Raw genomic sequence first — 25,360 nt, 5'->3', positions numbered from 1 at the left:
AAAATAAGTGCGTGTATCGCCTTTATGTATAGCCGTGTTCCGTAGTAAATGTATTAGAGCAATGTTAAAAAAATATATGCCCCTTCACAAAGGTTAACCCTGTGAAACTTGATAAAAAGCGTTGTGAGATTTACTGGTTAGGTCTTGTAGATTACGATGCGGCCTGGGTGCTTCAAAATCAGATTGCCGATGAAATTCATTGGGGTCAACGCCCGGCAACACTTCTGCTCCTTGAGCACCCCCATGTCTTCACCATCGGCCGTCGCGGCTCTCGCGCCCACATTCTATGGGATGAAGCCGAATGCACGCGCCGCGGTATTATCCTGCGGGAAGTGGATCGCGGTGGCGATGTCACCTATCACGGGCCGGGCCAACTTGTTGGGTATCCCATTCTCCCTTTGGCCCAACCCGATTGGGAAGGAGAACGCTTGCCCCAGGCCGATTTCGTAGGTTATCTGCGTAAACTTGAGGAATTGCTCATCCGTTTATTAGATGCATACGGCATTTCTGCTTACCGCCGAGAGGGGCTAACCGGGGTATGGGTAAACCTGCCACATTCCAGCCCACCAGGACAGCCAGCCAAAATTGCTTCTATCGGCGTCAAAGTGGATCGCTTTGGTATCTCTCGTCATGGGTTTGCCCTGAACGTTGCCCCTCAAATGGAATATTGGAACGGGATTATCCCCTGCGGACTGGAAGGCGTTAGAATGACCAGTATGGCCGAACTACTACCCGCGCCCCCCTCGATGCCGACCCTGGCAGTACAAACGGCTCATCTTTTCTGCGCGGTTTTCGAATTTGAACCTGCCCCCCTTTACGAGGGGCTTAACTTGCTGAACTCAGAAATCAGATCTCTCCTATGAGGGAGCACCTTCCTCACCACTAAGAATTTCGCCAATCCATACCTCAAAAGGAGCCAGCGTCAGGCTGCGCCAAGACACCACTCCGGAAGCAGAGTGCGAAGAGAACCAACAGCGCACGCCTTTCCACTCGGCTGGCAAGACCACTTCTTGAGGATGTGCCGAGAAATTTAACCCCACCAGGCAGGTTTGCTCAGGCGTCGAACGCAAGAAAAGCAGGTAGTCCTTGTCTTCTTCGCTTAGAGGCTGGAAATCACCCCGGCGCAATGCCGGACATTGGCGTCGAAAATGAAGCAAATCTCGATAGAAGTGGAGTAACGAATCACAAACCCGTTCCTGATCAGCCACATTAATCCCGTCACGATAATTCGGATTAACTGGGAGCCAGGGAGTTACATGCTCTGGGCAAAAACCTGCATTCGGGGTATTGCGCCACTGCATGGGGGTACGGCATTTATCACGCCCGTAAGCCGCCGCATAACGCGCCGCCTCCGTTGGAGAAGCCCCCAGCAAACGAATTTCCAGGTCGTAAGCACGTAACGCCAGTGGGTCACGAAAGCGCGTCGCATCGGTAAATAAGTAATCGGTCATTCCAATTTCTTCACCATTGTACAAAAATGGTGTTCCTTTCAGGGTCAACACCAGCGCTGCCAGCACCCGCATCAGCCCTTCATCGTTGACTCCATCCCCAAAGGCACTGCGCAAGCGAGACGTATCATGGTTCCCCAGGGTATTACATGGCCAGGCGCCTGCCGGCATTGCTCCCAGACGCTCGTGCTGATTCCTTAGCACCCATTGGGGGGTAATCCGCCGGGTGCGCATGAGCGGGAAGTTGAACACCAGATGCAACTCGTCCTGCCCATTCCCGTAAAAGGCAATCTCCTCCGATTCTCCTACCAGGACCTTATCCGGAAACTCATCCACTACTCCCCTCAAAGTCCGCATTAGATCGTGCACCTCGGGTAAATCCACCTGGAAACGCACCAACTCATCAAAAAGCCGTCTGACCTGCTCCTGTTCCTCCTGGGTACGCGCCTTCCGGAGCATAACATAGAGATCATCAATGCCGTATTCCTTCCCATGAGGAGGCAAGTTGGGATCCTCAAAAATGGTACCCACAGCATCCAGGCGAAAACCATCCACCCCCATGTCCAGCCAGTAGCGCACCATATCAAACATCGCCGCTTTGACCTCTGGATTGCGCCAATTCAAGTCGGGTTGTTCCTTGAAAAAGAAATGATAGTAGTACATGCGGGTGGTTGCATCCCAGGTCCAGGCACTCCCACCAAAGGTGGAATACCAATCATTTGGAGGCCCACCATTACGACCCTCACGCCAGATATACCAGTCGCGACGCGGATTCTCGCGGCTAGAGCGCGATTCTATAAACCAGGGGTGCTGATCAGAGGTGTGATTGAGCACCAGATCCAGAATCAGCCGCATATTACGACGCTTCATTTCACCTAGTAAGCGCTTGAAATCCTCCAGAGTGCCATACTCCGGTGCCACCCCATAATAGTCAGCAACATCGTAACCACAATCCACCTGCGGCGAAGGATAGTGAGGTGAAAGCCAGATAGCATCTACCCCCAACCACTGCAAATAATCCAGAGATTGAATTATTCCCTCAATATCGCCAATACCATCGCCATTGCCATCGGCAAAACTGCGCGGATAGATTTGATAGAAAACTGCCTCTTGCCACCACGGATTCTGCATGATGATTGCAAGCCGCTCCTCTCTTCGAAGATTAGATTTGGATATGATAGATAATACTAACTACGCGGGTTTATGGAGGCGCAGTAATCGGCACCAGAATCTGCCCCACCATCCCTTGTGCATTTAAATCCACCAACCGCACCTGGCTGATCTGATTCCACAGGGGTTCAGGGGCAAACGCCTCCACATGCAAGTAGTTATCACTCAATCCCCGCAATCGCCAACCCTGAGGCCCCAAACCATCTGTGGTTTCCCAAAGCACCTGTACATCTGCCCCCAGAAAGGATTGGCGGAAACGCAAACTGGCTTCCGATAAAACCTCTCTCATGCGGCGACTACGCTCTTTCTTAACCGACGGAGGAACCTGACCGGGCAATCGTGCCGCAGGGGTACCGGGGCGAGGAGAATATGCAAAGACATGCCCCCCGGCAAACGCCATTGCCTCCACAAACTTAAGGCTGGTCTCGAACTCCGTGTCATCTTCACCCGGAAAGCCGACGATGATATCAGTCGTAACAGCCAAGCCGGGGATCGCCCGTCGTGCCTGCTCCAGCAAGGCCGCGTATTCTTCAGGAGTAACCTTACGAGCCATGCGACGCAGTGTCTGAGCACATCCCGATTGCAAGGGGAGATGCAAATGCCGACACAGGCGGGGGTTCTCCCATAATCCGAAGAAAGCCTCATCAAGATCCCACGGTTCTAGCGAGGAGAGACGCAAGCGCGGCACATCTGTCTCTCTTAAGATCATTTCAATCAGATGACGTAAATGACGAGGTGGCCGTAAATCCTGTCCCCATGAACCCAGGTGCACTCCACTGAGAACCACTTCCTTTGCCCCTCCCGCCAGAGCGGCTTGCACTTCACGCACGACTTGGTCCACACTTTCACTACGCCCCTTTCCCCTGGCAACGCGGGTAATGCAAAAGGTACAGAAGTTGTCACACCCATCCTGAACCTTGATAAAAGCCCGTGTCCGACGGTGTGCACCAGGCAGGGGTTCGCGAGCAATGGGCTCTATCTCGTAGAGGGGTGTCCCGATCAGGTCAGCAACTAGGCGCATTTTCTCAGCGTTGGGGACCACCCGACTCACCCGTGGCAATGCAGCCGCTTCCGCTGGCTCCAACGTTGCCCAACAGCCGGTCACAATGATTTGTCCTGCGCCCTGGCGGGCTGCCTGCCGGATTTTCTGGCGTGAGTCCGAGGCCGCCTCGGCAGTAACAGCACATGTGTTAATAACGACGATATCCGCCTGAGAGGCCGAGGCTACTATTTCGTGACCACTGGCTCGAAAATTTGCAGCCAGTCTCTCAATCTCGCTCTGATTGAGCCGACACCCTACAGTATCCAGGTAAACACGCATTTCAACCCATTAAGGCTTAAACACATAAAAATTGTCAAAAATGATCTCAACGCCCGTGTCATCAAAGGTGCCTGCAAACACACCAACGTCGCCTGAATTATACCGATGATCCTCAATTTCAAAAAGTTTCTGCCGGTCTACATAAAGTACAAGTGAAGGTCCCACACAATCCGCCCGGAGTAGATAAGTGGCCAGGCCGCGATCTAAGGCCGCTATGTATGTCAGACCGGAATCGGTAAGGAGGTGATAGCCATCCCCATCAACGGCCACGACCCCTGCATAGCCATCACTGCTGACCACAAAAGCATAGAACTGATTGGGGCCCCGGTAACGACAAATCAACCCAAAATCATTGTTAAGAGGCCCTCCGACCACCCTCGCCTCCACTGCCAGGATGGCATCCCCGACCTCCAGGCCTGCCAGTGACCAGTAATCGTAATGAGGTTCTCCAATAAAAAAGCGCAGTCCACCCTCCCGAACTGCTATGTGGCTCTGGGCACCATTCCACTGCTGCCAACCACTTCGCGGGTTCGAAAAGTCATCATAGAACAAAAGATTCCTCTGGGAGGTGGCATCTCCTGCGGAGGTTGGTAGCCAACTGCACCCTCCAAGCCACGATAAAGCCAGCAATAAAGACAGGACCTTACCGACGAGAGAAGTACTGATCCAGCAGCCGTTGAGCCTGTGCGACCAATTCAGGATTTCTGGATTGCGAAACCACTTGAACCAGAGCCTCATGAGCGCTCTCCCATTCGTGTTGCCACAGCCAGATTTGTGCCTGATGTAATAAGGCTGGCATATATCGCGCATCTTTGATAAGAGCCTGTTGCAAGAATCGTTCCCCCTGAACCGCATCCCCGCTCAGAAAAGTAATCCAGCCCATCAGATCCAATGCTTCAGGATTTTCGGGTTCCAATTCCAGCGCTTTTCGAGCAGCCGGGAGAGCGTAGGTTTCCAAATCTAACCCGTAGGCAAGCGCAAAGCGTGCATAGTAACGCCAGATCAAGGCATCCCGAGGTGCCAACGCAACGGCTTTATCATATAAATTCACCGCCAACGCCACATTGCCCATCGCCGCATAGGTTTCGGCTAACTCCATCTGCCAACGCGGTTCCTCCGGAAACTGGCGAGCCAGGGACTGATAGAAATAGAGGGCTCTTTCAGGTTGCCCAGCACGGCGCCAATACAGTCCCCATGCGGCTCGAACCGCAACCGCCTCGGGAGCCAGCGTTTGGGCTGTTTCCAATTCTTCCAACCCACTTTGCCCCAACTGTTGGCGGGCTTCGCTTAGCAAAACCCACCCCTCCGCATACTCGGGAACCCGCGCCACAACCTGTTCAAAAGCCTCTTGAGCCAGGTCCCATTCCCCATAACGCCCCAGCACCTGACCAATGCGCACCAGGTCTGCGACCTCGCCCGACTGCCGGGTGGCACCCGCAAGCACCTCCCCAAGTTCCTGGTAGATGTTTTGAACCCGAGCATTTATCGTGCTCGCTCTCTGAAAGCACTCAAGCGCACGGCCAGGATTTTGTGAAGCAAAGAGGAGAATCCCCAACTGTAGTGCTTCCAGATCTTCGGGGACCTGATCCAACCAAACATGTAAAGCCTGACGCGCCAAGTTCAGATCAATCTGCCGTAGATGAGTGACGAGATTGGCCCGTTCCGTCGAGGGAACGCGTACATCGCGCATGAGTTCGAGCCATATTTCCTTAGCAGCAGCCTTATCACCCGTTTGGAAATAACCCTCAGCCAGGTTCCGCTGTTCCGTTGGTGAAAGTGGCTCATACGCCGAGAGGTGAACCAAAGCCCGAACGACAGTGGAATAATCCCCGGCCTCATAAGCCAGACTGGCCATACCCCGCCAGAGCTCAGGGGTCTCTGGCATATATTCCCCTGCTCGGAGCCACTTGGTCAATGCCTGTGACCTGTCCCCACGCAGTCGCGCCAAGCGCCCCTCTGCCACCCATGCATCAACCGCCCAGGGACGAGGCCACAAGTTAAGCCCAAGGATGATCAGAAAAAGAATTAGATAGATCCCTTCTTCTAACCAAGAAGCGTAACGCTTCCAGGCCCGCCGAAGCCAGGTTACTTTCCACCAATCCAATGGGGAACGCCCGCTGGTCATATTGACATTATAATCAACCTAATTTGATCCAGGCGTTCTCAGGAGATGGAGGTAATGTCACGAGATCCAATCCCAGCGTGGTTCTTTGTTGTGATCATTGTACGCCAGAACAACCAGTTTCTTCTAATTCAGGAAAGCCGTCACGGGCAGACCTGGTATTTTCCGGCTGGGCGCGTTGAACCCGGCGAGACAATTTTGGAGGCTGCTTATCGTGAAACCCTTGAGGAAGCCGGCATTCCCGTTGAACTGGATGGGCTATTATGCATCGAACACACCGCACTGCCCATCGGCGCAGCACGAATGCGTTTTTTCTTTCTCGCTCATCCAGCCACTCCTGCACCCCCAAAGTCTCAACCCGATGCAGAATCCCTGCAAGCCCGATGGATCACGCTGGAACAACTCTCTCAATACCCTCTCCGCAGCCCAGAAGTTCGGCAAATCCTGGAAAATCTAGCCTCGGGTGCTCCTGCTTATCCGCTTTCATTGCTTGCCACTCACAGAACCCCTTACCCCTCAACCTGACACATAAGGCGCTCGCTTTACCCCACTCGATTAAAATATTAGAGCCACCGAAGGGAATCGAACCCTTGACCCGCCGCTTACGAAGCGGCTGCTCTGCCGGCTGAGCTACGGTGGCGCGGTCAAAATTATATCTCAGGAGTGAAGTTTTCGACAAGGTTTTACAATGCTGCACGTTGCCATGATCTCTTATCATACCTGCCCCCTGGCTACGCTTGGTGGCAAAGATACCGGGGGGATGAATGTCTATGTCGCCGAACTTACCCGTCATCTGGGGCAAATGGGCATACATGTGGATGTATTCACGCGCTCCCAAGATGAGCACGTCCCTCACGTTTTGCATAACCTGGGCTATGGGAATCGCGTTGTTCACGTGCCTGCCGGCCCAGAAGAGCCCCTCCCTAAATCGGATCTCTACACCTACCTTGATGACTTCACGCGCGGCATTCTGGAATTTGCCCAGAATAAACACATTCAATACCATCTCGTACACAGCCACTATTGGCTTTCAGGCCTGGCAGCCGAGAGATTGAGAAATGAATGGAACACACCCGTAGTACACATGTTCCATACCCTCGGCGTGATGAAAAACCGGGTAGCCCGCTCCCCTTCTGAACGCGAGTCGCCGCTCCGGTTAGAAAAAGAAGCCCATCTGGTTCAAACTGTTGATCATATCATCGCTGCTACCCCTGCCGAAAAGGCCCAACTGGAATTTTTGTATCATGCGGACTCCCGGAAAATCTCCATCATTCCCCCGGGTGTGGATTTAGGGCGTTTCTACCCCATTCCTAAGGATGAAGCACGTGCCTTTGTGGGGGTGCCTGCCGAGGCAAGAATGATCCTTTTTGTGGGGCGCATCGAACCCCTGAAAGGAATAGAGACCCTGATCCGCGCCCTGCGGCTGATCCAGGACACTGGACGCCTGACGTGTTGTCCCCACTATCTGGCGATTATCGGGGGCGATCCCTCAGCAGATGCTCAGCAAATGGACTCCGAAATGGCCCGCTTGCAATGGCTGACCAAACAACTTGGGGTTAAAGACGTGGTGCTCTTTCTCGGTAAGCAAGCCCAAGAATCGCTGCCGTATTATTACTCTGCTGCCGATGTTTTAGTGCTCCCTTCCCACTATGAATCCTTCGGTATGGTGGCCCTCGAAGCCATGGCATGTGGTACCCCTGTCATTGCCTCGCAGGTAGGCGGTTTGCCTTTCCTGGTAAAAGATGGAATAACCGGTTTTGTTATACCCGATGGGGAGCCTGCTTTGCTTGCTGATCGCTTAACTCAACTGATTCTGGATGCCAACCTGCGTGAACAAATGGGGAAACGCGCCGTGGAACGCGCACAACCCTACGCCTGGGCCGAGATTACCCGCCAGATCATCCAGGTCTATGACCGACTGCTTACCCTTCAGGCGGCTCCACCCGGCGTCGTGACAGCGACTCCTATCTAAACTAAAGGGGTTTACCTAGAAACACCGAGAGTACTTGTAAGGCCCAGAACCAGCCCCACATTGCTGCCCACAAACGTTGGGTGCGCTCCTTGCTCAACACAATGATCCACACCAAAACGAACACCAACGCCGCCAGGGCCACGTAGCCCGAAATGATCAAGCTAGAGTTAAATAACGGCCATGCTGTAGCCATAAGTTGCTGGGAAGTGATCCAGAAGCGGGCAACCGCAGCCAGGAATACACTGAGGACAAAGAACTTGATCCCGATAGGAAACACTGATTTCCACAAAATAGCACTAACCAACCCAATAACAACCAATAGCAAGAGAATAGTGGCTCCCGGTATTTGGGCACCCCCGATTTTTTCACTGAGCAAGATCACGTACCACATCACAATCCCACTGGCAAGCCCCAGCCACCCCCGCGCAATTTCCGAGTATGTCTGGAGAATGGCATGATTGAGCAATACCACTCCCAGGCCTAGTAAAGAAACCAAATAAACCAACAACCCCGAATTCCCCCAAAACCCCTGAATAGGGGCGGCCAGCATATGCAATACAAGCGTTAGCAACACAAGTGCCGCCATTGGGATCAGGCCATCCCAGAATTTACTGGAAAGATCACGGGTTAAGCCAATCGGGCCTCCTCCCAACACCCCAAGCAGAAAACGCACGGGCACCGTGCGCTCCGAGACCCCAGCGGCAGAGGGAACCGCTTCAACCGGATCAGAATCAATCGCCAATCCCCCCGAGCGCCGTGTGGATTTGAGATTGGACTTTGTCCCTTCCTGAATAGATGCCCCCGTATTTTGTGTAGCGGACTTTCGATTTTTTCGCTTCACAATTTTCCCACCCCTTATCTTGGCATTCAATGACTCTGGCAACGACGGACTCTCAGGTTTCTGCACTTTATCTTAATCGCCGCTGGCTCTCTCGTCAATTCTCCATACCTAACAGTTGCTTTTCAAATTCATGGGTACAACGGATTATCCAGACGAAATCCGTAACCCCGCACGGTCACCAAGTATGGGTACTCATCACTTGCAGCAAGGCGATCTCTCAACCGTCGCACCAACGCATCCAACGCCTGGTCGGATACACCCAATGCCTGCTCATTCCCCCACACTGCGGAAATAATTTCCTGCCGTGATACCGCTTCCCCCTGATGTTCATAAAGCAGTTCCAGGAGACGAAACTGGGGGACCGACAAAGGAGGTAGAACCTCGCGCCCCGCCACCCACACGCGATGAGACTGCCTGTCTAAATACAGGCGCCGCCGCCAGGGCTCAGATTCTCTCTCCCCAGGTACGACTAATGGCTCCAGGAGAGGGAGGGTGGCATCGGAAGCCAGAAACACAAAATGTTGCACCAGCGCAATCTGGATCAAATCCCCATCCTCTAATCGCACTTCACCTTCAATACGCTGACCATTACGAAAGGTCCCATTTTTGCTTCCTAAGTCCTCTAAAAGCACCCCCTCCTCATCAGGCACCAACCGCGCATGATAACGGGAGACCTGACGATCGGGGATCACCACCTCACACTGCGCATCGCGTCCAATAGTTAACACCCGATCAATAGCCCAGCGCTGCCCGTTCAATGGCCCCGTCTGACCGATAAGTAGCGGCAAATCTTTTTCTAGCATGTTCCTCAATCAGGCTCCCAGGCTCAGAAATCGCTTCAAACAGTCCACCGACCCTCAGTTATAATATAACAGAAAATGACCACAGAAGGTACGCCCTTTTCGGTTGGCATTTACGCCGCTATTAAGATGCCAGCCACTCTCAATGATGTCAGGAAGTCACCACCATGCCCTTACCCCTGAAAGCCGGGAGTATTCTGCGGAACCGCTACCGCATCCGCCGAATCATCGGCCATGGCGGGATGGGGAATATTTATCTGGCTGACGACCTGCGTCTGGAGGGGCGTCAATGTGCACTCAAGGAAGTCGAATACGACCGTTCATTGCCTCCGGAGCTGCTCAAAGAAGCCCGAGAGCAGTTTTTCCGTGAAGCCACCGTCCTGGCGCGGTTGGATCACCCGAATCTTCCCAAGGTTTCGGACTTCTTTTCGGTCGAAGAGCGTGACTATCTGGTCATGGATTACATTCCAGGCAAGGACCTGCGCACATTAATGCTGGAAGCCAAAGCCCGCCGCGAGTTCTTGCCCGAAAGCGATGTTCTGAACTGGGCTAATCAGCTCGCCGATGCCTTGACCTACTTGCATAGCCAGAATCCTCCTATTTTGCATCGGGATATCAAGCCCAGCAATCTCAAAATCACACCCAGCGGATTGCTCAAATTGGTGGATTTTGGTTTGGTCAAAATGCTGGCGCCAGGGGAAGTGACGATTACCATCTTGCAAGGTCAGGGCACAGCCCTCTACACGCCTCTGGAACAATACGGAGGCGACGGGGGGCACACCGATGTCCGCAGCGATATTTATGCCTTTGGTGCTACGCTATACCACCTGCTCACCAACACCCCTCCAGCGGATGCCAAAGAGCGTTTCCTTAACCCCGAGGCTCTGATTCCTCCCCGCCAAATCAACCCTGCCATCAGTCTCCGCACCGAACGTGCCATTCTGTGGGCCATGGGCTTACATCCCAGCGAACGCCCTGAAAGCGTAGAACAATTTCGCCTCAGTTTAATTGGGGACCGACCAACCTATCCCCGCTCACTTCCAAGGCAGATCAAATACCCTAAGTGGTACTTCCTGGCACTGCCTGCGGAGCGCTTATTGCTTTATACTGCCATTGCACTGACACTGCTAGGGCTGATGATCACTCTGATTCGTTGATCCCAAGCCAATGCTCCAGCCAGGTGCGCATCTGGCCTCCTGCCACCTGCCATAAGCGTCCCAGCCCCCAACCCACACCACACCCCAATAAGATGGCTACCAGAATCCCCGGCAACCCGGCCTGCAAGAAACCACTTCGAGAGGCAGGTAGCAATAACGTCGCCACGTAAGCCACCATTCCCCCAATAATCGTAAACATAGATTGCTGATAGGCCAAACGCATTGCAAGCTTTTTGGCGGCTATCCCCCCGACACCAAGACCAATGCCCCAGACCACTACCAGGGAAATCAACCCCACCCCGAAAGGCAAGGTCTCCTCCTCGGCTGTTGGGGGTTCTACAGTAGGAGTCGGGGTGATCTCGGCAGGTGTCACAGTCCTCTCGGGAACTTCAGTGGGGATCGTGGTTGGTAAAACGGCCGTTACAGCCGCTTCCTGACCATTTATTATGTTGATGGTAATGATCTGCGACAACAACGCCGGATCGCTGGCGGCGCGAATTTCAATTGGGCTGGTCTCAGTAATCTTGTAAGTGGTCTGCGCCACCCCTTGAACGGTTACCGTCTCAATCTGTTGTTGAATACGCTTTTCCCCCACCCCTGCCGTGACCATAAACCGCACAACCGTTCCATCCGGCACGGGATTACGATTGTGGTCATAAATCAATCCAGTACGTATGGAGATAACGTCACCCACTCTAAACGAGGGGGCTTCCGTTGCCGTTATTTGAGGGGTATTTGAGGGAATTGCGGCACCTTCGCTCCCAACCGGCTCCACTATGATGGGGATCACCTGCGTTGGATCGGGTGAAGTCGCCGTGATAAGATCGTAGCCTATCCCGGGCACTGAAACCGGAGACGCCCCAACCGGCACAACTTCCTGAAAAAGTACGCGTGCGGCCATGTCCAGGAAAGGCGGCGCTTTACTATATACGGCATAATAGGCGGTTAACTTACTGATGTCGGTAGCATCCAAATAATAGGGGGCATTGAAGGCAAATACAATGACCCGTTTATTGCGGATCAGATCGGGACGTTCGGTCAACAATCGTCGCAAGGCGTTGGCTTCCGGATGCCCGCGACGTGGATTCAAGATCGAGAAAATCACCCATTCGGCTTGACGCAGATTGTTATCCAAGGCAGTCATTTCCTGCCCGCCGTTCAAATAAGCGGTAAGGTCCTGAAATGAATAGGCAGAAAGATAGGCTTCGTTGATCTGACCGCCTGCCTGAGGCCCGTAAAGACGCACAATAGCCTTCTTCAATCCATCTACAGCGAAAACAGATTGCTCCGGGCAGGTGCTGCATTGACGGGCGTTCTCTACATCCGTGAAGAAGATCATCCCTTCTCGAGTGGCAGGTGGACGAGGCAGGGCATCACTTAAGTCTGCCGCATCTGGGCTGAGCAGGGTAACAGATTGACGGGCAACTTCAAAGACAACAGATTGAGAGCGCCCTACCTCGTTCAAAGCAATTGCTTCGGGAATCACATCTTCCAGCACAAACGAAGGATACAAACGAAATTTGAGGGTAAGGATGCGCAATACCGAAGCGTCCACCCTCTCCGCGAAGGCTGGATCTTCCAGATATTTCTGAACAAAAGCATCCAGCGTCTTCGCAATTGAGTCGAAGGCATCTGTATCTCCTGACCCTACAAAATTATTCAGGTAAAGCAGATCATTGCCCGCCAGAAATGCTGTGCGCGCTACCAAACGCGGGTCAAAATTCTGGCCAGTTGGATCAAAAAAGCGCTTTACCGCATTGCTTCCCAGGTTGTCGCTAATGATCAGCCCACCCCCCTGATACCAGATGCCAATCGGCTCAAGTTTGAGCAATTGTTCCAGCGCCGTGGCATCTAATGAGATCGGGCGTGTGCTGGCACGAATATTCCCTTGAAATCCCTGGTAGCGAATATGCGAGACGAGTACCCCATCTGGCGAAATAGGATTTCCAGGAAGCGCCTGGGTCACCGCAAAGAAAGGTGCCAGTTCAACTTGCTTAAGTTGTTCCAGCGATTTCCTGACCGTGGCCACCTCTTCTTCGGGTGAACGATCGGAACTGCCCTGACCCGGAAAATGCTTCGCTATGACCGCAATTCGCCCGTTGCTCCCGGCGTGCACCCCTCGAATGAACGCCTTTCCCATCTCACCTACCCAATAAGGATCACCACCAAACGTGCGTGTTCCCAAATCTTCACCGCTGATGCCCAGATTCGGCACATCCAACACGTCCAAGGATGGACCAAGGTAGAGGTTAAACCCCAGGGCATAAAGTTCTTTTCCCAGAACCTGCCCCACTTGTTCAGCCAGTGCCGGTTTCCAGGTGGCACCCACTGCCATGGCACTGGGCAAGGGGGTCACCCCATTGAAAATTTGATCATTGGGATATAAATCCCCCTCCTGCGAAATTCCCACCAACAAGGGAATGTAGGTTAGAGCTAGGGGCTGCCCACTTCGAACATCCATAGCAGGGGTCTGAGTGATATCCCATGCCACCTGCTGCAGATTGCGAATCAAAGCCGCAGTTTGGGCCACCGTACCTTCGGGGCCCGTGAAGTTATCATTGGCAGCACTGAGAACCACACCCCCAATATGGTAGCGGGTAATAAGCGTATGAATCGGCGTGCCCGGGCTGACATCACGGCCTTGAAACCCCACCAGGAACAATTGCCCCACCTTTTCCTCGGGCGAAAGACGAGCCAAAAGTTCACGCGCACGTGCCTCAGCGCTATTGGGGGAAGTTTGAGCAAGACTCGGCGTGGGTGATCCACCTAAAAGAGCCATTAGAGCAAGGATTAGCAAACCAATACGCACCACCCACCCCCAGTACCGGTTCGCGCGCTCATCTTCAATCTTAGTCTGCCTACCTCGACTCATAACCTCGCAACCACCTCGTCCACGGAGCCAGCCTCAAGCCCCTTCACCCGAGAGCGAATCTGCATAGCCAGAATCGGATCATCCGTAAACACCCCATCCACCCCCCAACGGAAAAGAGTCTCCAGATCCTCTGCCCGGTTGACCGTCCAAACGTGAATACGCCGTCCACGTTGATGCGCGTGCCTTATCCATTCAGGGGTGACGTCGGCAAAATAGGGGTGAATAATGCGCGGTGAAACCCAGTGCATCAGGTCAGAACGCGCTAACCAGCCCGAGCGTCCCTCCAGGGCCAGCAAAGCCACCGGACATTCTGGTAGTCGGCGACGAATACGGAGCAGGTTCCAGGGATTAAACGAGGAGAAAAGAACGCGTTCCTCCAGGTGATATTCACGGACTAACTGCGCCACCTTGACTGGGAGGGGATCCAGCGGAGCATTGTAGTTGGTTAATTCCACATTGATAAACAAGCGTTGACCTAATTCTTCAAATACTTCGCGTAATAAGGGGACCTTCTCGCCACGATAAGCCTCTGAGAAGAAGGACCCCGCATCCAACCTTCTGATTTCCTCAAGGCGTAAGCGGCGTACTTCCCCATGACCGTTAGTCGTGCGGTCAACAGTCATATCGTGGATGACCACCACCTCGCCATCGGCGGTTAGTTTCGCATCCAACTCAATGGCTTCCACACCTTGCTTAGCCGCCAGACGGAAGGCTGCCAGGGTATTCTCCGGAGCGTATGCCGAGGCTCCGCGATGCGCAAAAATGACAGGTTGAGGCAACTTCTCCAACATACTCACAACTCAACAAAGTAAGATTCTGCTGCCCGATCAATGAGATCGGTGCTCATTTCTGGCTCTACACCCAGATAGCGCGAGATATCCAGAATCTGATCGCATAAATCTCGCGGGTGGGAAGCGCGTAGTTTGCGGTTGCGTTTGATATAGTGTTCCTGTAGCAGATAAGCCAGACCCTGGTCGCTGTATTTGACCCCTTTTTGAGCGGCCACACGACGGAAAATCTCACGATACTCTTCGTAAGAAGGATCTTGGATCTCAATCTTATGACGCAAGCGTCTTAGGAACGCCTCATCTACCAAGTCCTTAGGAGGAATATTGGTGGAGAAAATGACCAGCACATCAAACGGAATCTCAAACTTTCGTCCGGTGTGCAGAGTCATGTAATCAATGCGATTTTCAAGCGGCACAATCCAGCGATTCAGCAGATCGCGCGGACGTACTAGCTGACGCCCGAAATCGTCAATCAACAGAATGCCTCCGTTTGCCTTAACCTGGAACGGGGCCTCGTAATATTTCAGCGTATCATCAAAGACCAGATCCAGACCAGCCAGGGTGAGTTCTCCGCCGGTTACAATGAACGGGCGTCGGATCAACACCCAGCGGGGGTCGCGTCTTGCACCGGTGCGCAGCGCACCAGTTCCCTGGGCTACGTTTTCTTCAGGCACGCGCTGGTGATTTACCGAATCATAAAGTTTTATAACCTGGCCATCTACATAAAGCGCGTACGGGATATACATGCTCTGCACCTGGATCAAATCCCCAATGGCGCGGGCTACCGAGGTTTTACCGTTACCAGGTGGGCCATAAAGGAAAATTGAAGTGCCCGAATTGACCGCCGGTCCAATTCGCTGATAAGTGCTTTCGGAAAGAACCAGATGAGAGAGCACCTGGCGCAGGAGACGGCTGGTTACCTGAAGACGCCCTCGACTCTGTTTACGAATTGCCTCGTTATAGGCGTGCAAGGGCACCGGTGCAGGACCCGCATATTGGCTGCGTTCCAGTGCTTCTCGCGCGCGTGCAATGCCAACACCTGTAATTCCATAAACATACGCGCCCTCCCCTAAACCCATCTGCGAAGTGCGCACCTCGATGCATTTTTCACGTTTCAATGCATCCAGGATCTGATCCACCACCCCTGTAAAAGGTAAGGCGATCTCCTCCGCCACCTTAAAACCGCTCATGTATCCCTGGAAATAGAAGATCTTAAGCACCAGATCTTGCAGCCAGAGAGGAGAGAGACCGGTTTCGTCAATTCGAGTGATCGGAGGTGGAACAAAAGGAGGAGGCTCAACCGGGGGCAGTGAGGTATTGCCGGTTGTACCGGGGCGAGCAGGGGTACTCATCCTTTTATGACCTCCATCATGAGGGAATAATTGCCTGATTATTTCCGATTATAGCATGCAGCGGCTTGCATGATTAGCCTGCCTTTTATATAATGCTTTCATGATGAAAGTCAGCGTAGTTATTCCGGTTTATAACGAACGTCAAACCATTCGTGAGATCGTACAGCGCGTCCTGGATACCGGCCTGATTTACGAGGTCATTATTGTAGACGATGGCTCCACCGACGGAACGCGCGAGATTTTAAAAGAGCTGGAAAACCTGCCTCCCATCCGCGTGATCCTGCACCAAGCAAATGCCGGCAAAGGAGCCGCCGTACGCACCGGCATTCAAAACGCTCGTGGCGATGTGATTATCATTCAGGATGCAGATTTGGAATACGATCCTCGAGAATACCCCAAACTCCTGCGCCCCATTGAAGAAGGCATTGCCGAGGTGGTATACGGCTCCCGATTCTTAGGAGGTGCACGCCGCCCCATCCTCTTCTGGAACATGGTCGCCAACCGCTTGCTGACCCTTATCACCAATGTGCTCTATAACAACATCCTGAGCGACATGGAAACCGGATATAAGGTCTTCAAGCGCGAGGCAATTCAGAATATCCCCTTGCGGGCACAGCGCTTTGACTTCGAACCCGAGTTCACGGCTAAAATCCTCAAGCGCCGCATTCGAATTTACGAAGTGCCCATTGACTTCAACCCGCGCGATTACTCCGAGGGAAAGAAAATCAAGGCCTGGGATGCATTTGAAGCGCTCTGGGCACTCATCAAATACCGCTTTGTAGATTGAAAACCTACTCAGCGGGTTTAAAATCTCGTAAGGTCAGTTGCAGGGTTTCCTGACCGTTATAACGATTGACTCCCAGGCTGTATACGACATCTAGCCTCGAGGTTACCTCCCCCAACCGTTCGCCCTGACCAAAGGCAATCGCATCATAGATAAAACGTCCATCGCTAAGTTTCAGCGAAAGATGCCGTCCCTCAGCCCCCACCTGACGGGCTGAACGCACCTCTACCCCCCGCGATACAAAAGTGGCTTCAGGATTACCCAACCCAAAGGGCTCAAACTGCTGTAAATAAACCAGAAGATCGGGGCGCATTTCTGAAAGCGATATCTCCAGATCTGCCCGCAATACCGGTTTAAGCACACGTGCGCGCAGCGTTTGCTCAGCAACCTCCTCCAGGCGCTCAATTAACTGAGAAAGTCTCTCGGTGCGCACCGTAAAACCGGCCGCAAGAGCATGTCCACCATGTCGGTCAAGCAAGTCTGCACACTGATCCAGAGCCTCGGTAATGTGAAACTCGGGGATGCTCCGGCAGGACGCTTTCGAAAACGTCTCTCCACGCACCCCAACCACGGCAGGGCGGTAATAAGCCTCGGCCAATCGTGAGGCCACCAATCCGACAATTCCTTCGTTAAAACCCTCTTCAAAAACCACCAGAAGAGTACGTGAATGAGGATCATGAATGATTTCTTCTGCACGGCGCTGCATTTCCTGAGTCAAGCGCTGTCGCTCTCGATTGCGGTTATCCAGCACCTGAGCCAGGTGCGCGCACACCTCAGGCTGGCGGGCAACCAACAGTTGATAGGCGTCCATGGCGGTCTCTAAACGTCCGGATGCATTCAAGCGCGGTCCCAGTATGTACCCGATTGCCTCAGCGTTTACACGTGTCAGATCATAACCAGCAACACGGGCCAGGGCTGCCAATCCCATCCGCTTTGCCTGGCGCATTTGTACAATGCCCTGCCGGACCAGGCCCCGATTTTCTCCTACCAGCGGCACCACATCGGCTACGGTGCCCAGCGCAACCAGATCCAGCCAATCCGTAGGCTCAACCCCCGGCACCGGACGCTGCTCAAAAAGGGCCTGAACCAGTTTATACACCACACCCACCCCAGCCAGGTGCTTTTCGGGGTAAGGGTCCGCAGGACGTTTGGGAGATACCACTACTCGCGCTGGGGGTAATTCGCTTTGAGGGTGATGGTGATCAGTCACAATGATATCCAGGCCAAGTTGCCTGGCATAAGCCACTTCGTCAATCGAACGGATTCCACAATCAACGGTGACGATTAGATTGGCTCCGCCACCTGCCAGTTCCTCAATAGCAGCAATGTTTAAACCATATCCCTCATCAAAGCGACTGGGAATGTAAACCCTTACGTGGCTGGCCCCCAATGCTTGAAGCGCCTCGTACAAAAGGGCACTTGCCGTAACGCCATCCACATCGTAGTCCCCATAAATTATGATCTGCTCGCCATGGTCAATACCCCACAACAGGCGTTCGACTGCCTCTCCTATATCGCTTAGCAGCCAGGGATTGTGCAGCAACGCTTCTCCGCTCAAAAACGCCTCAGCCTGTTCATGGGTTTCAATACCCCGGTTATAAAGCAACTGGCGCACCGGAAAGGGATAAGCGCTCAGGGCCGTATCAACGGCAGGTGGAAGAGGAGGATAGATTTCCCAGCGTTTTTCTACTCGAGGAGGCATTCTTATCCGTTCTCCTCATTGCGAGGTTCGATGTAAATCCGCGGTAACCGCGCCATCATGCTAGTCGCAACTTCATAGTTAATCGTCCCCCAGCGTTGGGCAACTTCCTCGACTGAGATACACGCGCCTCCCTGACACCCAAAAATAACCACTTCATCCCCTGGAACGGCTTCCTTCACCCCATCCAATTGAATAATGATCTGATCCATACAGGGGGTTCCCAAAACTGGCACTCTTTGCCCGCGGATCAAAACTTCATTGCCCAAGACCCGACGCATTCCATCAGCATACCCTGCAGCCACAACACCGATTCGCTCACGGCCCCTGGTTACATAACGATGTCCATACCCCACACCGCTGCCCGGCGGTAGGATTTTGAGAGAAATCAGTCGGGCTTTCAGGGTCATCGCAGGGCGAAACCCGGTAGGGAGCGGGGTTTCGGGCGATGGGTGCAATCCATAGAGTGCAATGCCCGCCCGCACCAGGTCGTATCGCGCCTGGGGAAAGTTGAAAATGGCAGCCGAATTGCTGGCATGTACCCAGCGAGGACGCAATCCCAAAGTGGTTAAGGCGTGTACCACTTCATCAAAGCGCCGTATTTGTTCCAGGGTTGGACCCGGATCGCTCTCATCAGCACGGGCAAAGTGGGTATAAAGCCCCTCCACTTCCAAACCACGTAACCCTGTTACCCAACGAACAAACTCCACCGCCTCGTCAGGTAGCACACCCAATCGCCCCATGCCAGTATCCACCTTGATATGGACACGTAAAACCCTCCCTAAGGCCTGCGCACGCATGGCATAGGCTTCTGCTGTAGCAGGGTCAAACACTGTAAAGCGGATATCCCGAGCTATGGCCTCATCTACCCAGCCGGGATTCGTGTACCCCAAAACCAAAACCCGGATTTCACTTCCAAACCGACGCACATCAAGCGCTTCCTCAATGCGTGCCACCCCGCACCAATCAGCCCCTGCCCGAATGAGAGCGGGCACAACCCCGCTGATGCCATGCCCATACGCATTCGCCTTAATCACCGCCATCACCGGTCGCCGGCTGATGGTCTGCAGGAGACGATAATTATGCTGAATGGCCCCCAGATCCACTTCTAACCAGGTGGTGAGCGCTTCCTCCATAGGGGTATAGTATAAGCACCTCTCGCTCTCTCAGCAAGGCATTCGCTAATTTGTAACCCTTAGACATGAGCATTAAATCATCCAGTGCGTTGGTTGACCCAGTCCCCTATCACTCTTAAAATAAAACTGAGGGATATGGTGTTCTTACCGGCTGGTTTCTACCGCCCCGATCACGATCCGCCCTCCTAAGGGATCTTAGAATCGCGCTGGCGGAAAGACTGTTCTTTTTTCTGATGCTTACAGCCCGGATTTTAACCGCCCAAGGAGCGTTTTCTATGTTCAGCAACCCTTTCCCCTCCAAGCGTGCACCTGCTTATGCGGATGTCCTGGATGAAAAGTGGTACGACTGGCGTTGGCAACTTAGCAACCGCTTGAACACGGTTGAGGAATTTGAACGCGTTCTGAATCTTACCGAAAGCGAACGGAAAGCCCTTAGCCAAAAAGGCCTCTTCCGCGTGGATGTGACCCCCTACTTCGTGTCACTCATTGATCCCAATGACCCCGAAGACCCCATTCGCAAACAGGTGATCCCACGAGAGGAAGAAATTGTGCCCTTCACGGGAATGATGGAGGATTCATTGGCAGAGGATCAGCACTCTCCTGTGCCCGGCTTGGTGCATCGATATCCCGACCGTGTGCTGATGCTGGTCACAACGCAGTGCGCCTCCTACTGCCGTTACTGCACCCGTTCGCGCATTGTAGGCGACCCAAGCGCCACCTTCTCCCGCAGCGAATTTGAAATGCAATTGGACTACCTGCGTCACACCCCACAAGTACGCGATGTCCTCCTTTCTGGGGGTGATCCTCTGACCCTGGCCCCGCGACTGCTGGAGGAACTGCTCCAAAAATTGCGGGAGATCCCTCACATCGAAATTATTCGTATTGGAACGCGCGTGCCCGTGTTCCTACCCATGCGCATCACAGATGAATTATGTGACATGCTGGAAAAATACCACCCATTGTGGATGAACATCCACGTCAACCACCCCAACGAAATCACCAAAGAACTGGCCGAGGCCTGCGACCGCCTCTCGCGAGCCGGTATCCCGCTAGGTAACCAATCTGTGCTTCTGGCAGGTATCAACGATTGCGTTCATATTCAGCGTAAACTGGTACATGACCTGGTCCGCATCCGCGTACGCCCCTATTATCTTTACCAGTGTGACCTGGTAGAAGGCGCTGGGCATTTTCGTACTCCAGTAGCAAAAGGGATCGAGATCATTGAAGGACTGCGGGGGCACACATCTGGGTATGCGGTGCCCACCTACGTGGTTGATGCACCGGGAGGTGGGGGCAAAATTCCGGTCATGCCCAATTACCTGATCAGCATGTCCGATCATAAAATTGTGCTGCGCAACTACGAGGGGTACATTACCACCTACGAAGAACCTATCGAGTACAAACCGCATGATCCCAAAACATGCTTCTACTGCCAGAACAAACGCCCAGAACCTGGGCAGAAAGGCATTACTGCCCTACTGGACGGTGAGGAAATGTTCATAAAACCAGAAGGATTCGATCTGCTTCATCGGCGCGGCGGCGAGGTTCATCGCCTGCGCGCTGACCCTTCGAAGTGGAAACCCCTAGGGATCGGTAACGAAGAAGCAGATCCCACCTAACACCTTATAATATACATTCACATCACATAAGGAGGTATCTATGCATTACCGACGTTTGGGTCGTTCTGGGTTAAAGGTAAGTGAGATTTCATTGGGGGCCTGGGTGACCTTTGGTAACCAGATTGACGAAAAAACCGCCATTGACCTGATCCATGCAGCGTACGACCATGGGATCAACTATTTCGACAATGCCGATGTGTATGCCAATGGACAGGCTGAAATCGTGATGGGCAAGGCCATTAAAGACCTGCCTCGTGAGGCCCTTGTAATCTCCAGCAAGGTTTTCTGGCCGACCATGCCCGGGCCGAACGGACGCGGCCTTTCTCGCAAGCATGTTATGGAGTCCATTCATGCATCATTGCGACGTCTAGGCACAGATTACGTTGACCTATACTTCTGCCATCGCTACGATCCTGACACGCCACTTGAAGAAGTGGCACGGGTCATGGATGATCTGGTACATCAAGGCAAGGTGCTTTATTGGGGCACTTCGGAGTGGCGCGGCGCTCAGATCACCCAGGTATACGGCATTTGTCGTCAATATGGGCTGGTACCGCCAACCATGGAGCAACCCCAATATAATCTTTTACATCGCCGCCGAGTGGAAGAGGAACTGGCGCCAGTATGCCATGAACTGGGCATTGGGCTGACAACCTGGAGTCCCCTGGCATTTGGCATCCTCACCGGCAAATACAACGATGGTATCCCGGCCGGCAGCCGGGCTTCGCTCCCTGACATGGCCTGGATTCGGGATATGCTCACTCCCGACCGCATCGCAAAGGTGCGTCAATTAACCGATTTGGCAAAGGAACTCAGCCTCACCCCGGCGCAACTTGCCATTGCCTGGGTGCTACGCCGCAAGGAAGTTTCCAGTGTCATCACAGGGGCAACCCGTCTTGAGCAACTGGATGAGAATCTCGGAGCAGCCGAGGCAGTGAATAAACTCACAGATGACGTGCTGGAGCGAATTGATCGCATTGTAGGGGTCCCCAGCGACAACGACTAAGTTTCACCACCCGGATAAATCAAAACGCGGTGATTCACTTCACCGCGTTTTTTGTTTTCATTCGGAAACTCAGATGCGGTAAGGGAGACTCAGGCTTCTTTCCTGGCTACACCACCCAAAATGACCATCCGCACCTCTGGTAGGTCAGTGTACCAAATCAGAAAGGCGGAAAGCCCCATTGCCACCAGCGTCATCAAGACATAAGGGGCATTAAATACCTGACTCCCGTCCACATTAACGGTAACGCGGGAAAGCACCAGCATTAGCCGGCTGATAATATTGAAGCCCTGCGAGAATGAAATCAGATACCATGGCCATGCCGCCAAACTGCGCCTCAGCACCTGGATTGTCCCAATTAAAGCCAGCACCGCCAGAACCACAGGTAACCACCATTCCTGTGAAGCCGGATCAAACGACGCAGGCGGATACAAAAGCAGCGGGACCACCTGAAGGATCAAGAAGGTTGCAATTACACCCGGCTGGAAGAAAACCCTGGGCAACATGCTGTCTCTCCTTGAGCAATATTGCAAAGTTCTTGGGGGATTATTGTGACCCCGATAATAGTGCACAACCTTGCCTTTGTCAAGCAAAAGCGCTAGAAATATATATATTCTCTCACAAGTTGACCGAAAAACTCTTGACAAATCCCCAAGGCTCACCTATCATTGTGCGCAATTAAAAAGGGCGATTCCTGCCCTGCGGTAAACATCTTTTCATCCCAGCCATCTTGGTGTTTTTAACTCGAAATAGGCGTTGCAATTACTCTTCAGCCAAAGGAGGTGATGGCGCTCAATTCCAATCCAATTACAATTTTTAACCCCTTTTTCCCACCCATTTTGTTTGTCACAACTCAAAAGCCAATAGGAGGAGAGTATGCGCTCGGTTAAGTTCCTGTATGCTATTGTTGCTTTGGCCATGATCCTGGCAGCCTGTGCTCCTAGTAGCGGTGGGGGTGGCGGCGAGGCGCAAGCCAAAGAACTTAAGGTCGCCATTCTGGCCCCTCTTTCGGGCCCTGTGCCCACGTTCGGTGTCTCCACCCGCGATGGTGCTCTGATGGCTATCGATGAATGGAATGCGAAGGGTGGTGTGCTGGGCATGAAGATCGTGCCCATTGTGGAAGACAGCCAGTGCACCCCCGATCCGGCCGTTAATGCAGCCAACAAAGTCATTGACCAGGATGGCGTGAAGTTCATCATCGGTGAAGTCTGCTCCAAAGCGTCCATCCCGGTATCGGAAATTGCCAACGCCAAGGGCGTGTTGCAAATCAGCCCCACTTCCACCAACGTCAGCGTGACGGTGGATAGCCAAGGCAAGGTGAAGCCCTACATCTTCCGCGCCTGCTTTATTGATCCCTTCCAGGGACAGGTTGGCGCCAAGTTCGCCTGGGAAAAACTGGGTGCCAAGAAGGCGTTTATCATGCTAGATCAGGCTAACGACTACGTTAAGGGCCTGGCCGAGGAATTTGAGAAGGCCTTTACTGCCCTGGGTGGTGAGATTGTTGGCAAAGCAACCTACACCGATAAAGACACGGACTTCTCGGCCATCCTCGCTCAGATCGCCGATGCCAAGCCCGATGTTGTCTATCTACCTGACTACTACAACATTGTGAACCTGGTCATGAAGCAGGCCAAGGAAAAGGGCATCAACGTTCCCTTTGTAGGTGGCGATGGTTGGGATTCCGCCGATCTGGATCTGGCCGCTGCAGATGGTGGCTTCTTCACCAACCACTACTCACCGGATGACCCGCGGCCCGAGGTCCAGAACTTCCGCAAGGCTTACGGCGAGAAATACAAGGATGAAAACGGCAACCCCAAGGTCCCCGATGCGCTGGCGGCGCTGGCTTATGATGCCACCAACCTGTTGCTTGAGGCCATCAACCAGGCCGGCACTACCGACACCGCCAAGGTGAAAGATACCCTGGAGAAGATCAAATTCAGCGGTGTCTCCGGTCAAATCACTTTCGATGCCAACCACAATCCGATCAAATCGGCGGTCATCCTGGCTGTCAAAGACGGAGCCGTCAGATTCGAAACTGTGGTTAATCCGTGACCTCCTTTTAGCAAGTGCAGTTCAAAGCGGGGAGCGACAACCCAGGTCGCTCCCCCGCATGCTGCAAATCTGGCATTGGGAGCCTATAGCCTATGCAAACCGCACAAGCACCCTCCACCCCGGTCATCTACCAGCAACGTCAGCCCTTAATTTGGGTTGGTAGAGGCTTTTTCATTCTTTTGGGCTTAGTCGTCGCTTATATTCTTGGCACGAACCTGATAAAGAATCCCACCCTGTTTGCCCAGATATTTATCAGTGGCCTTCAACTAGGGTTTGTGTACGCCATGATCGCCCTGGGTTACACCATGGTCTATGGAATTGTCAAATTAATCAATTTTGCCCATGGTGATGTGTTTATGGTAGGGGCGTTCGCCAGTTATTATGCTGTTGCCAAGTATCGTCTGCATCAATGGCCAGCCAGCGCCTTCCCCGGTATTAACCCCACTCTCAGCGTTCTCATCGGTTCTATTACGGTCATCCTCCTATCCATGTTGGTTTGTGTCATCCTGGCCATCACCATTGAGCGGGTTGCCTACAAACCACTACGCGATGCTCCGCGTATTTCGGCTCTCATTACGGCAATCGGTGTGTCATTCTTTTTGGAATTTTATGGGGCTCTGAATTTTGTCTTTTCCCCGCGTTTTATTCCTTATGAGCGCCCCTTCGAGGTCGTTGCCTGGTACATCAAAAATGGGATTCACCTGGTTATGCCCGGCCAACAGGCGCCGGAAAACAGCGTTACATTTTCTAATATCTTCCTCATCATCATCGGCGTTTCGGTACTTATCCAGCTCTTCCTACAATATCTGGTTCGACGTACAAAGATTGGTATCGCCATGCGGGCTTGCTCCTATGATCGTCAGGCAGCCCGCCTGATGGGCATTGATGTGGATCGAGTAATTTCATTCACATTTGCTGTTGGGGCCGCTTTCGCTGGCGCAGGAGGCGTATTATACGCCATCGCTTACAGCCTTATTTGGACCCAATTGGGCATTCTACCCGGACTAAAAGCCTTCGTGGCAGCCGTACTAGGGGGGATTGGCAGCATCCCGGGCGCCCTTGTGGGAGCACTCATCATGGGTCAGGCTGAAGCCATGACCATGGGTTACATTTCCACGCCGATGCGCGACGCGGTAGCCTTTACCATTCTGATTATCGTGCTGCTCCTCCGCCCTACCGGCATCTTCGGCGAGCCCGAAAAAGAAAAAGCCTAAGGAGAACGAT

Annotated in this window: 21 protein-coding genes and 1 tRNA gene; 9 read left to right on the top strand and 13 right to left on the bottom strand. The window is 53.2% G+C overall.

The window, feature by feature from the left end:
- Nucleotides 1–101 precede the first annotated feature (101 nt).
- Nucleotides 102–863 carry a lipoyl(octanoyl) transferase LipB gene (gene lipB / locus SE15_RS12570; protein ID WP_054522443.1) on the top strand — a complete coding sequence of 254 codons (762 nt, stop codon included), beginning with the start codon at nucleotides 102–104 and terminating at the stop codon, nucleotides 861–863.
- On the opposite strand, the gene SE15_RS12565 is transcribed toward lipB, so the two are convergent.
- The 4 genes from SE15_RS12565 to SE15_RS12550 all read right to left on the bottom strand — a co-directional run bounded on the left by SE15_RS12565 (nucleotide 858) and on the right by SE15_RS12550 (nucleotide 6,064).
- Nucleotides 858–2,579, bottom strand: coding sequence for a glycoside hydrolase family 13 protein (locus SE15_RS12565; protein WP_054522442.1), 1,722 nt, complete (start codon nucleotides 2,577–2,579; stop codon nucleotides 858–860). The genes lipB and SE15_RS12565 overlap by 6 nt on opposite strands.
- A gap of 70 nt (nucleotides 2,580–2,649) precedes the next feature.
- Nucleotides 2,650–3,939, bottom strand: coding sequence for a tRNA (N(6)-L-threonylcarbamoyladenosine(37)-C(2))-methylthiotransferase MtaB (gene mtaB / locus SE15_RS12560; RefSeq protein WP_054522441.1), 1,290 nt, complete (start codon nucleotides 3,937–3,939; stop codon nucleotides 2,650–2,652).
- A 9-nt stretch (nucleotides 3,940–3,948) separates the two neighbouring features.
- Entirely contained in the window at nucleotides 3,949–4,491 is a 543-nt protein-coding gene (locus SE15_RS12555) for a hypothetical protein (protein WP_054522440.1), read from the bottom strand.
- A gap of 91 nt (nucleotides 4,492–4,582) precedes the next feature.
- Nucleotides 4,583–6,064, bottom strand: coding sequence for a tetratricopeptide repeat protein (locus SE15_RS12550; RefSeq protein ID WP_054522439.1), 1,482 nt, complete (start codon nucleotides 6,062–6,064; stop codon nucleotides 4,583–4,585).
- Nucleotides 6,065–6,118: 54 nt separating this feature from the next.
- On the opposite strand from SE15_RS12550, the gene SE15_RS12545 reads away from it, so the two are divergent.
- On the top strand, nucleotides 6,119–6,586 hold the full coding sequence (locus tag SE15_RS12545; RefSeq protein ID WP_054522438.1) for an NUDIX domain-containing protein: 468 nt from the start codon (nucleotides 6,119–6,121) through the stop codon (nucleotides 6,584–6,586).
- A 42-nt stretch (nucleotides 6,587–6,628) separates the two neighbouring features.
- Here the strand turns inward: SE15_RS12545 and SE15_RS12540 are convergent.
- Nucleotides 6,629–6,701 (bottom strand) — tRNA-Thr (locus SE15_RS12540).
- 48 nt (nucleotides 6,702–6,749) lie between these two features.
- Between SE15_RS12540 and SE15_RS12535 the strand changes: the two genes are divergently transcribed.
- A complete protein-coding gene (locus SE15_RS12535; protein WP_054522437.1) occupies nucleotides 6,750–8,033 on the top strand; it encodes a glycosyltransferase in 1,284 nt (427 codons plus the stop codon).
- Nucleotide 8,034: 1 nt separating this feature from the next.
- Here the strand turns inward: SE15_RS12535 and SE15_RS12530 are convergent, their stop codons facing one another.
- Nucleotides 8,035–8,874 carry a hypothetical protein gene (locus tag SE15_RS12530; RefSeq protein WP_152965613.1) on the bottom strand — a complete coding sequence of 280 codons (840 nt, stop codon included), beginning with the start codon at nucleotides 8,872–8,874 and terminating at the stop codon, nucleotides 8,035–8,037.
- A 128-nt stretch (nucleotides 8,875–9,002) separates the two neighbouring features.
- Entirely contained in the window at nucleotides 9,003–9,677 is a 675-nt protein-coding gene (locus SE15_RS12525) for an FHA domain-containing protein (protein WP_054522435.1), read from the bottom strand.
- A 164-nt stretch (nucleotides 9,678–9,841) separates the two neighbouring features.
- Here SE15_RS12525 and SE15_RS12520 point away from each other — a divergent pair, with 164 nt between their 5' ends.
- Nucleotides 9,842–10,831 carry a serine/threonine protein kinase gene (locus tag SE15_RS12520; protein ID WP_054522434.1) on the top strand — a complete coding sequence of 330 codons (990 nt, stop codon included), beginning with the start codon at nucleotides 9,842–9,844 and terminating at the stop codon, nucleotides 10,829–10,831.
- Here the strand turns inward: SE15_RS12520 and SE15_RS12515 are convergent.
- Genes SE15_RS12515 through SE15_RS12505 form a run of 3 tightly spaced genes read right to left on the bottom strand, consistent with a single transcriptional unit; the run spans nucleotide 10,815 to nucleotide 15,843 of the window.
- Nucleotides 10,815–13,703, bottom strand: coding sequence for a glycoside hydrolase family 3 N-terminal domain-containing protein (locus SE15_RS12515; RefSeq protein ID WP_054522433.1), 2,889 nt, complete (start codon nucleotides 13,701–13,703; stop codon nucleotides 10,815–10,817). The two genes, SE15_RS12520 and SE15_RS12515, sit on opposite strands and share 17 nt — an antisense overlap.
- Nucleotides 13,700–14,494, bottom strand: a complete 795-nt coding sequence (locus SE15_RS12510; RefSeq protein ID WP_054522432.1) for a glycerophosphodiester phosphodiesterase — start codon at nucleotides 14,492–14,494, stop codon at nucleotides 13,700–13,702. The genes SE15_RS12515 and SE15_RS12510 overlap by 4 nt, the downstream gene beginning before the upstream one ends.
- A gap of 2 nt (nucleotides 14,495–14,496) precedes the next feature.
- Nucleotides 14,497–15,843: an ATP-binding protein gene (locus SE15_RS12505; protein ID WP_054522431.1), complete on the bottom strand. Its 1,347-nt coding sequence runs from the start codon at nucleotides 15,841–15,843 to the stop codon at nucleotides 14,497–14,499.
- Between the two features lie 100 nt (nucleotides 15,844–15,943).
- Between SE15_RS12505 and SE15_RS12500 the strand changes: the two genes are divergently transcribed.
- A complete protein-coding gene (locus SE15_RS12500; protein WP_236690033.1) occupies nucleotides 15,944–16,630 on the top strand; it encodes a glycosyltransferase family 2 protein in 687 nt (228 codons plus the stop codon).
- A 4-nt stretch (nucleotides 16,631–16,634) separates the two neighbouring features.
- On the opposite strand, the gene recJ is transcribed toward SE15_RS12500, so the two are convergent.
- Entirely contained in the window at nucleotides 16,635–18,329 is a 1,695-nt protein-coding gene (recJ, locus tag SE15_RS12495) for a single-stranded-DNA-specific exonuclease RecJ (protein WP_054522430.1), read from the bottom strand.
- Between the two features lie 2 nt (nucleotides 18,330–18,331).
- A complete protein-coding gene (gene alr, locus SE15_RS12490; protein WP_054522429.1) occupies nucleotides 18,332–19,462 on the bottom strand; it encodes an alanine racemase in 1,131 nt (376 codons plus the stop codon).
- 275 nt (nucleotides 19,463–19,737) lie between these two features.
- On the opposite strand from alr, the gene kamA reads away from it, so the two are divergent.
- A complete protein-coding gene (gene kamA / locus SE15_RS12485; protein ID WP_054522428.1) occupies nucleotides 19,738–21,081 on the top strand; it encodes a lysine 2,3-aminomutase in 1,344 nt (447 codons plus the stop codon).
- A 40-nt stretch (nucleotides 21,082–21,121) separates the two neighbouring features.
- Nucleotides 21,122–22,087: a potassium channel beta subunit family protein gene (locus tag SE15_RS12480; protein WP_054522427.1), complete on the top strand. Its 966-nt coding sequence runs from the start codon at nucleotides 21,122–21,124 to the stop codon at nucleotides 22,085–22,087.
- A gap of 89 nt (nucleotides 22,088–22,176) precedes the next feature.
- Here the strand turns inward: SE15_RS12480 and SE15_RS12475 are convergent, their stop codons facing one another.
- A complete protein-coding gene (locus tag SE15_RS12475; protein ID WP_054522426.1) occupies nucleotides 22,177–22,590 on the bottom strand; it encodes a hypothetical protein in 414 nt (137 codons plus the stop codon).
- Nucleotides 22,591–22,960: 370 nt separating this feature from the next.
- Between SE15_RS12475 and SE15_RS12470 the strand changes: the two genes are divergently transcribed.
- Nucleotides 22,961–24,136 (top strand): ABC transporter substrate-binding protein, encoded by a 1,176-nt coding sequence (locus SE15_RS12470; RefSeq protein WP_054522425.1) that lies wholly within the window; start codon nucleotides 22,961–22,963, stop codon nucleotides 24,134–24,136.
- Between the two features lie 92 nt (nucleotides 24,137–24,228).
- Complete coding sequence (locus SE15_RS12465; protein ID WP_083461925.1) at nucleotides 24,229–25,350, top strand: branched-chain amino acid ABC transporter permease; 1,122 nt, start codon at nucleotides 24,229–24,231, stop codon at nucleotides 25,348–25,350.
- The last annotated feature ends 10 nt before the right edge of the window (nucleotides 25,351–25,360 follow it).

It is taken from the genome of Thermanaerothrix daxensis (genome assembly GCF_001306145.1).
Taxonomy (GTDB): Bacteria; Chloroflexota; Anaerolineae; order Anaerolineales; family Anaerolineaceae; genus Thermanaerothrix; species Thermanaerothrix daxensis.
Note: the sequence above shows the minus strand (reverse complement) of the source record. Positions and strands in the feature narration are given on the sequence as shown.

Coding starts and splice junctions, on each gene's coding strand:
- SE15_RS12565 (WP_054522442.1), bottom strand. CDS start 2,579: ATGCAGAATCCGTGGTGGCAAGAGGCAGTTTTCTATCAAATCTATCCG.
- alr (WP_054522429.1), bottom strand. CDS start 19,462: ATGGAGGAAGCGCTCACCACCTGGTTAGAAGTGGATCTGGGGGCCATT.
- mtaB (WP_054522441.1), bottom strand. CDS start 3,939: ATGCGTGTTTACCTGGATACTGTAGGGTGTCGGCTCAATCAGAGCGAG.
- SE15_RS12505 (WP_054522431.1), bottom strand. CDS start 15,843: ATGAGTACCCCTGCTCGCCCCGGTACAACCGGCAATACCTCACTGCCC.
- SE15_RS12520 (WP_054522434.1), top strand. CDS start 9,842: ATGCCCTTACCCCTGAAAGCCGGGAGTATTCTGCGGAACCGCTACCGC.
- SE15_RS12510 (WP_054522432.1), bottom strand. CDS start 14,494: ATGTTGGAGAAGTTGCCTCAACCTGTCATTTTTGCGCATCGCGGAGCC.
- SE15_RS12515 (WP_054522433.1), bottom strand. CDS start 13,703: ATGAGTCGAGGTAGGCAGACTAAGATTGAAGATGAGCGCGCGAACCGG.
- SE15_RS12470 (WP_054522425.1), top strand. CDS start 22,961: ATGCGCTCGGTTAAGTTCCTGTATGCTATTGTTGCTTTGGCCATGATC.
- SE15_RS12465 (WP_083461925.1), top strand. CDS start 24,229: ATGCAAACCGCACAAGCACCCTCCACCCCGGTCATCTACCAGCAACGT.
- SE15_RS12525 (WP_054522435.1), bottom strand. CDS start 9,677: ATGCTAGAAAAAGATTTGCCGCTACTTATCGGTCAGACGGGGCCATTG.
- kamA (WP_054522428.1), top strand. CDS start 19,738: ATGTTCAGCAACCCTTTCCCCTCCAAGCGTGCACCTGCTTATGCGGAT.
- recJ (WP_054522430.1), bottom strand. CDS start 18,329: ATGCCTCCTCGAGTAGAAAAACGCTGGGAAATCTATCCTCCTCTTCCA.
- SE15_RS12475 (WP_054522426.1), bottom strand. CDS start 22,590: ATGTTGCCCAGGGTTTTCTTCCAGCCGGGTGTAATTGCAACCTTCTTG.
- SE15_RS12545 (WP_054522438.1), top strand. CDS start 6,119: ATGTCACGAGATCCAATCCCAGCGTGGTTCTTTGTTGTGATCATTGTA.
- SE15_RS12480 (WP_054522427.1), top strand. CDS start 21,122: ATGCATTACCGACGTTTGGGTCGTTCTGGGTTAAAGGTAAGTGAGATT.
- SE15_RS12535 (WP_054522437.1), top strand. CDS start 6,750: ATGCTGCACGTTGCCATGATCTCTTATCATACCTGCCCCCTGGCTACG.
- SE15_RS12500 (WP_236690033.1), top strand. CDS start 15,944: ATGATGAAAGTCAGCGTAGTTATTCCGGTTTATAACGAACGTCAAACC.
- SE15_RS12550 (WP_054522439.1), bottom strand. CDS start 6,064: ATGACCAGCGGGCGTTCCCCATTGGATTGGTGGAAAGTAACCTGGCTT.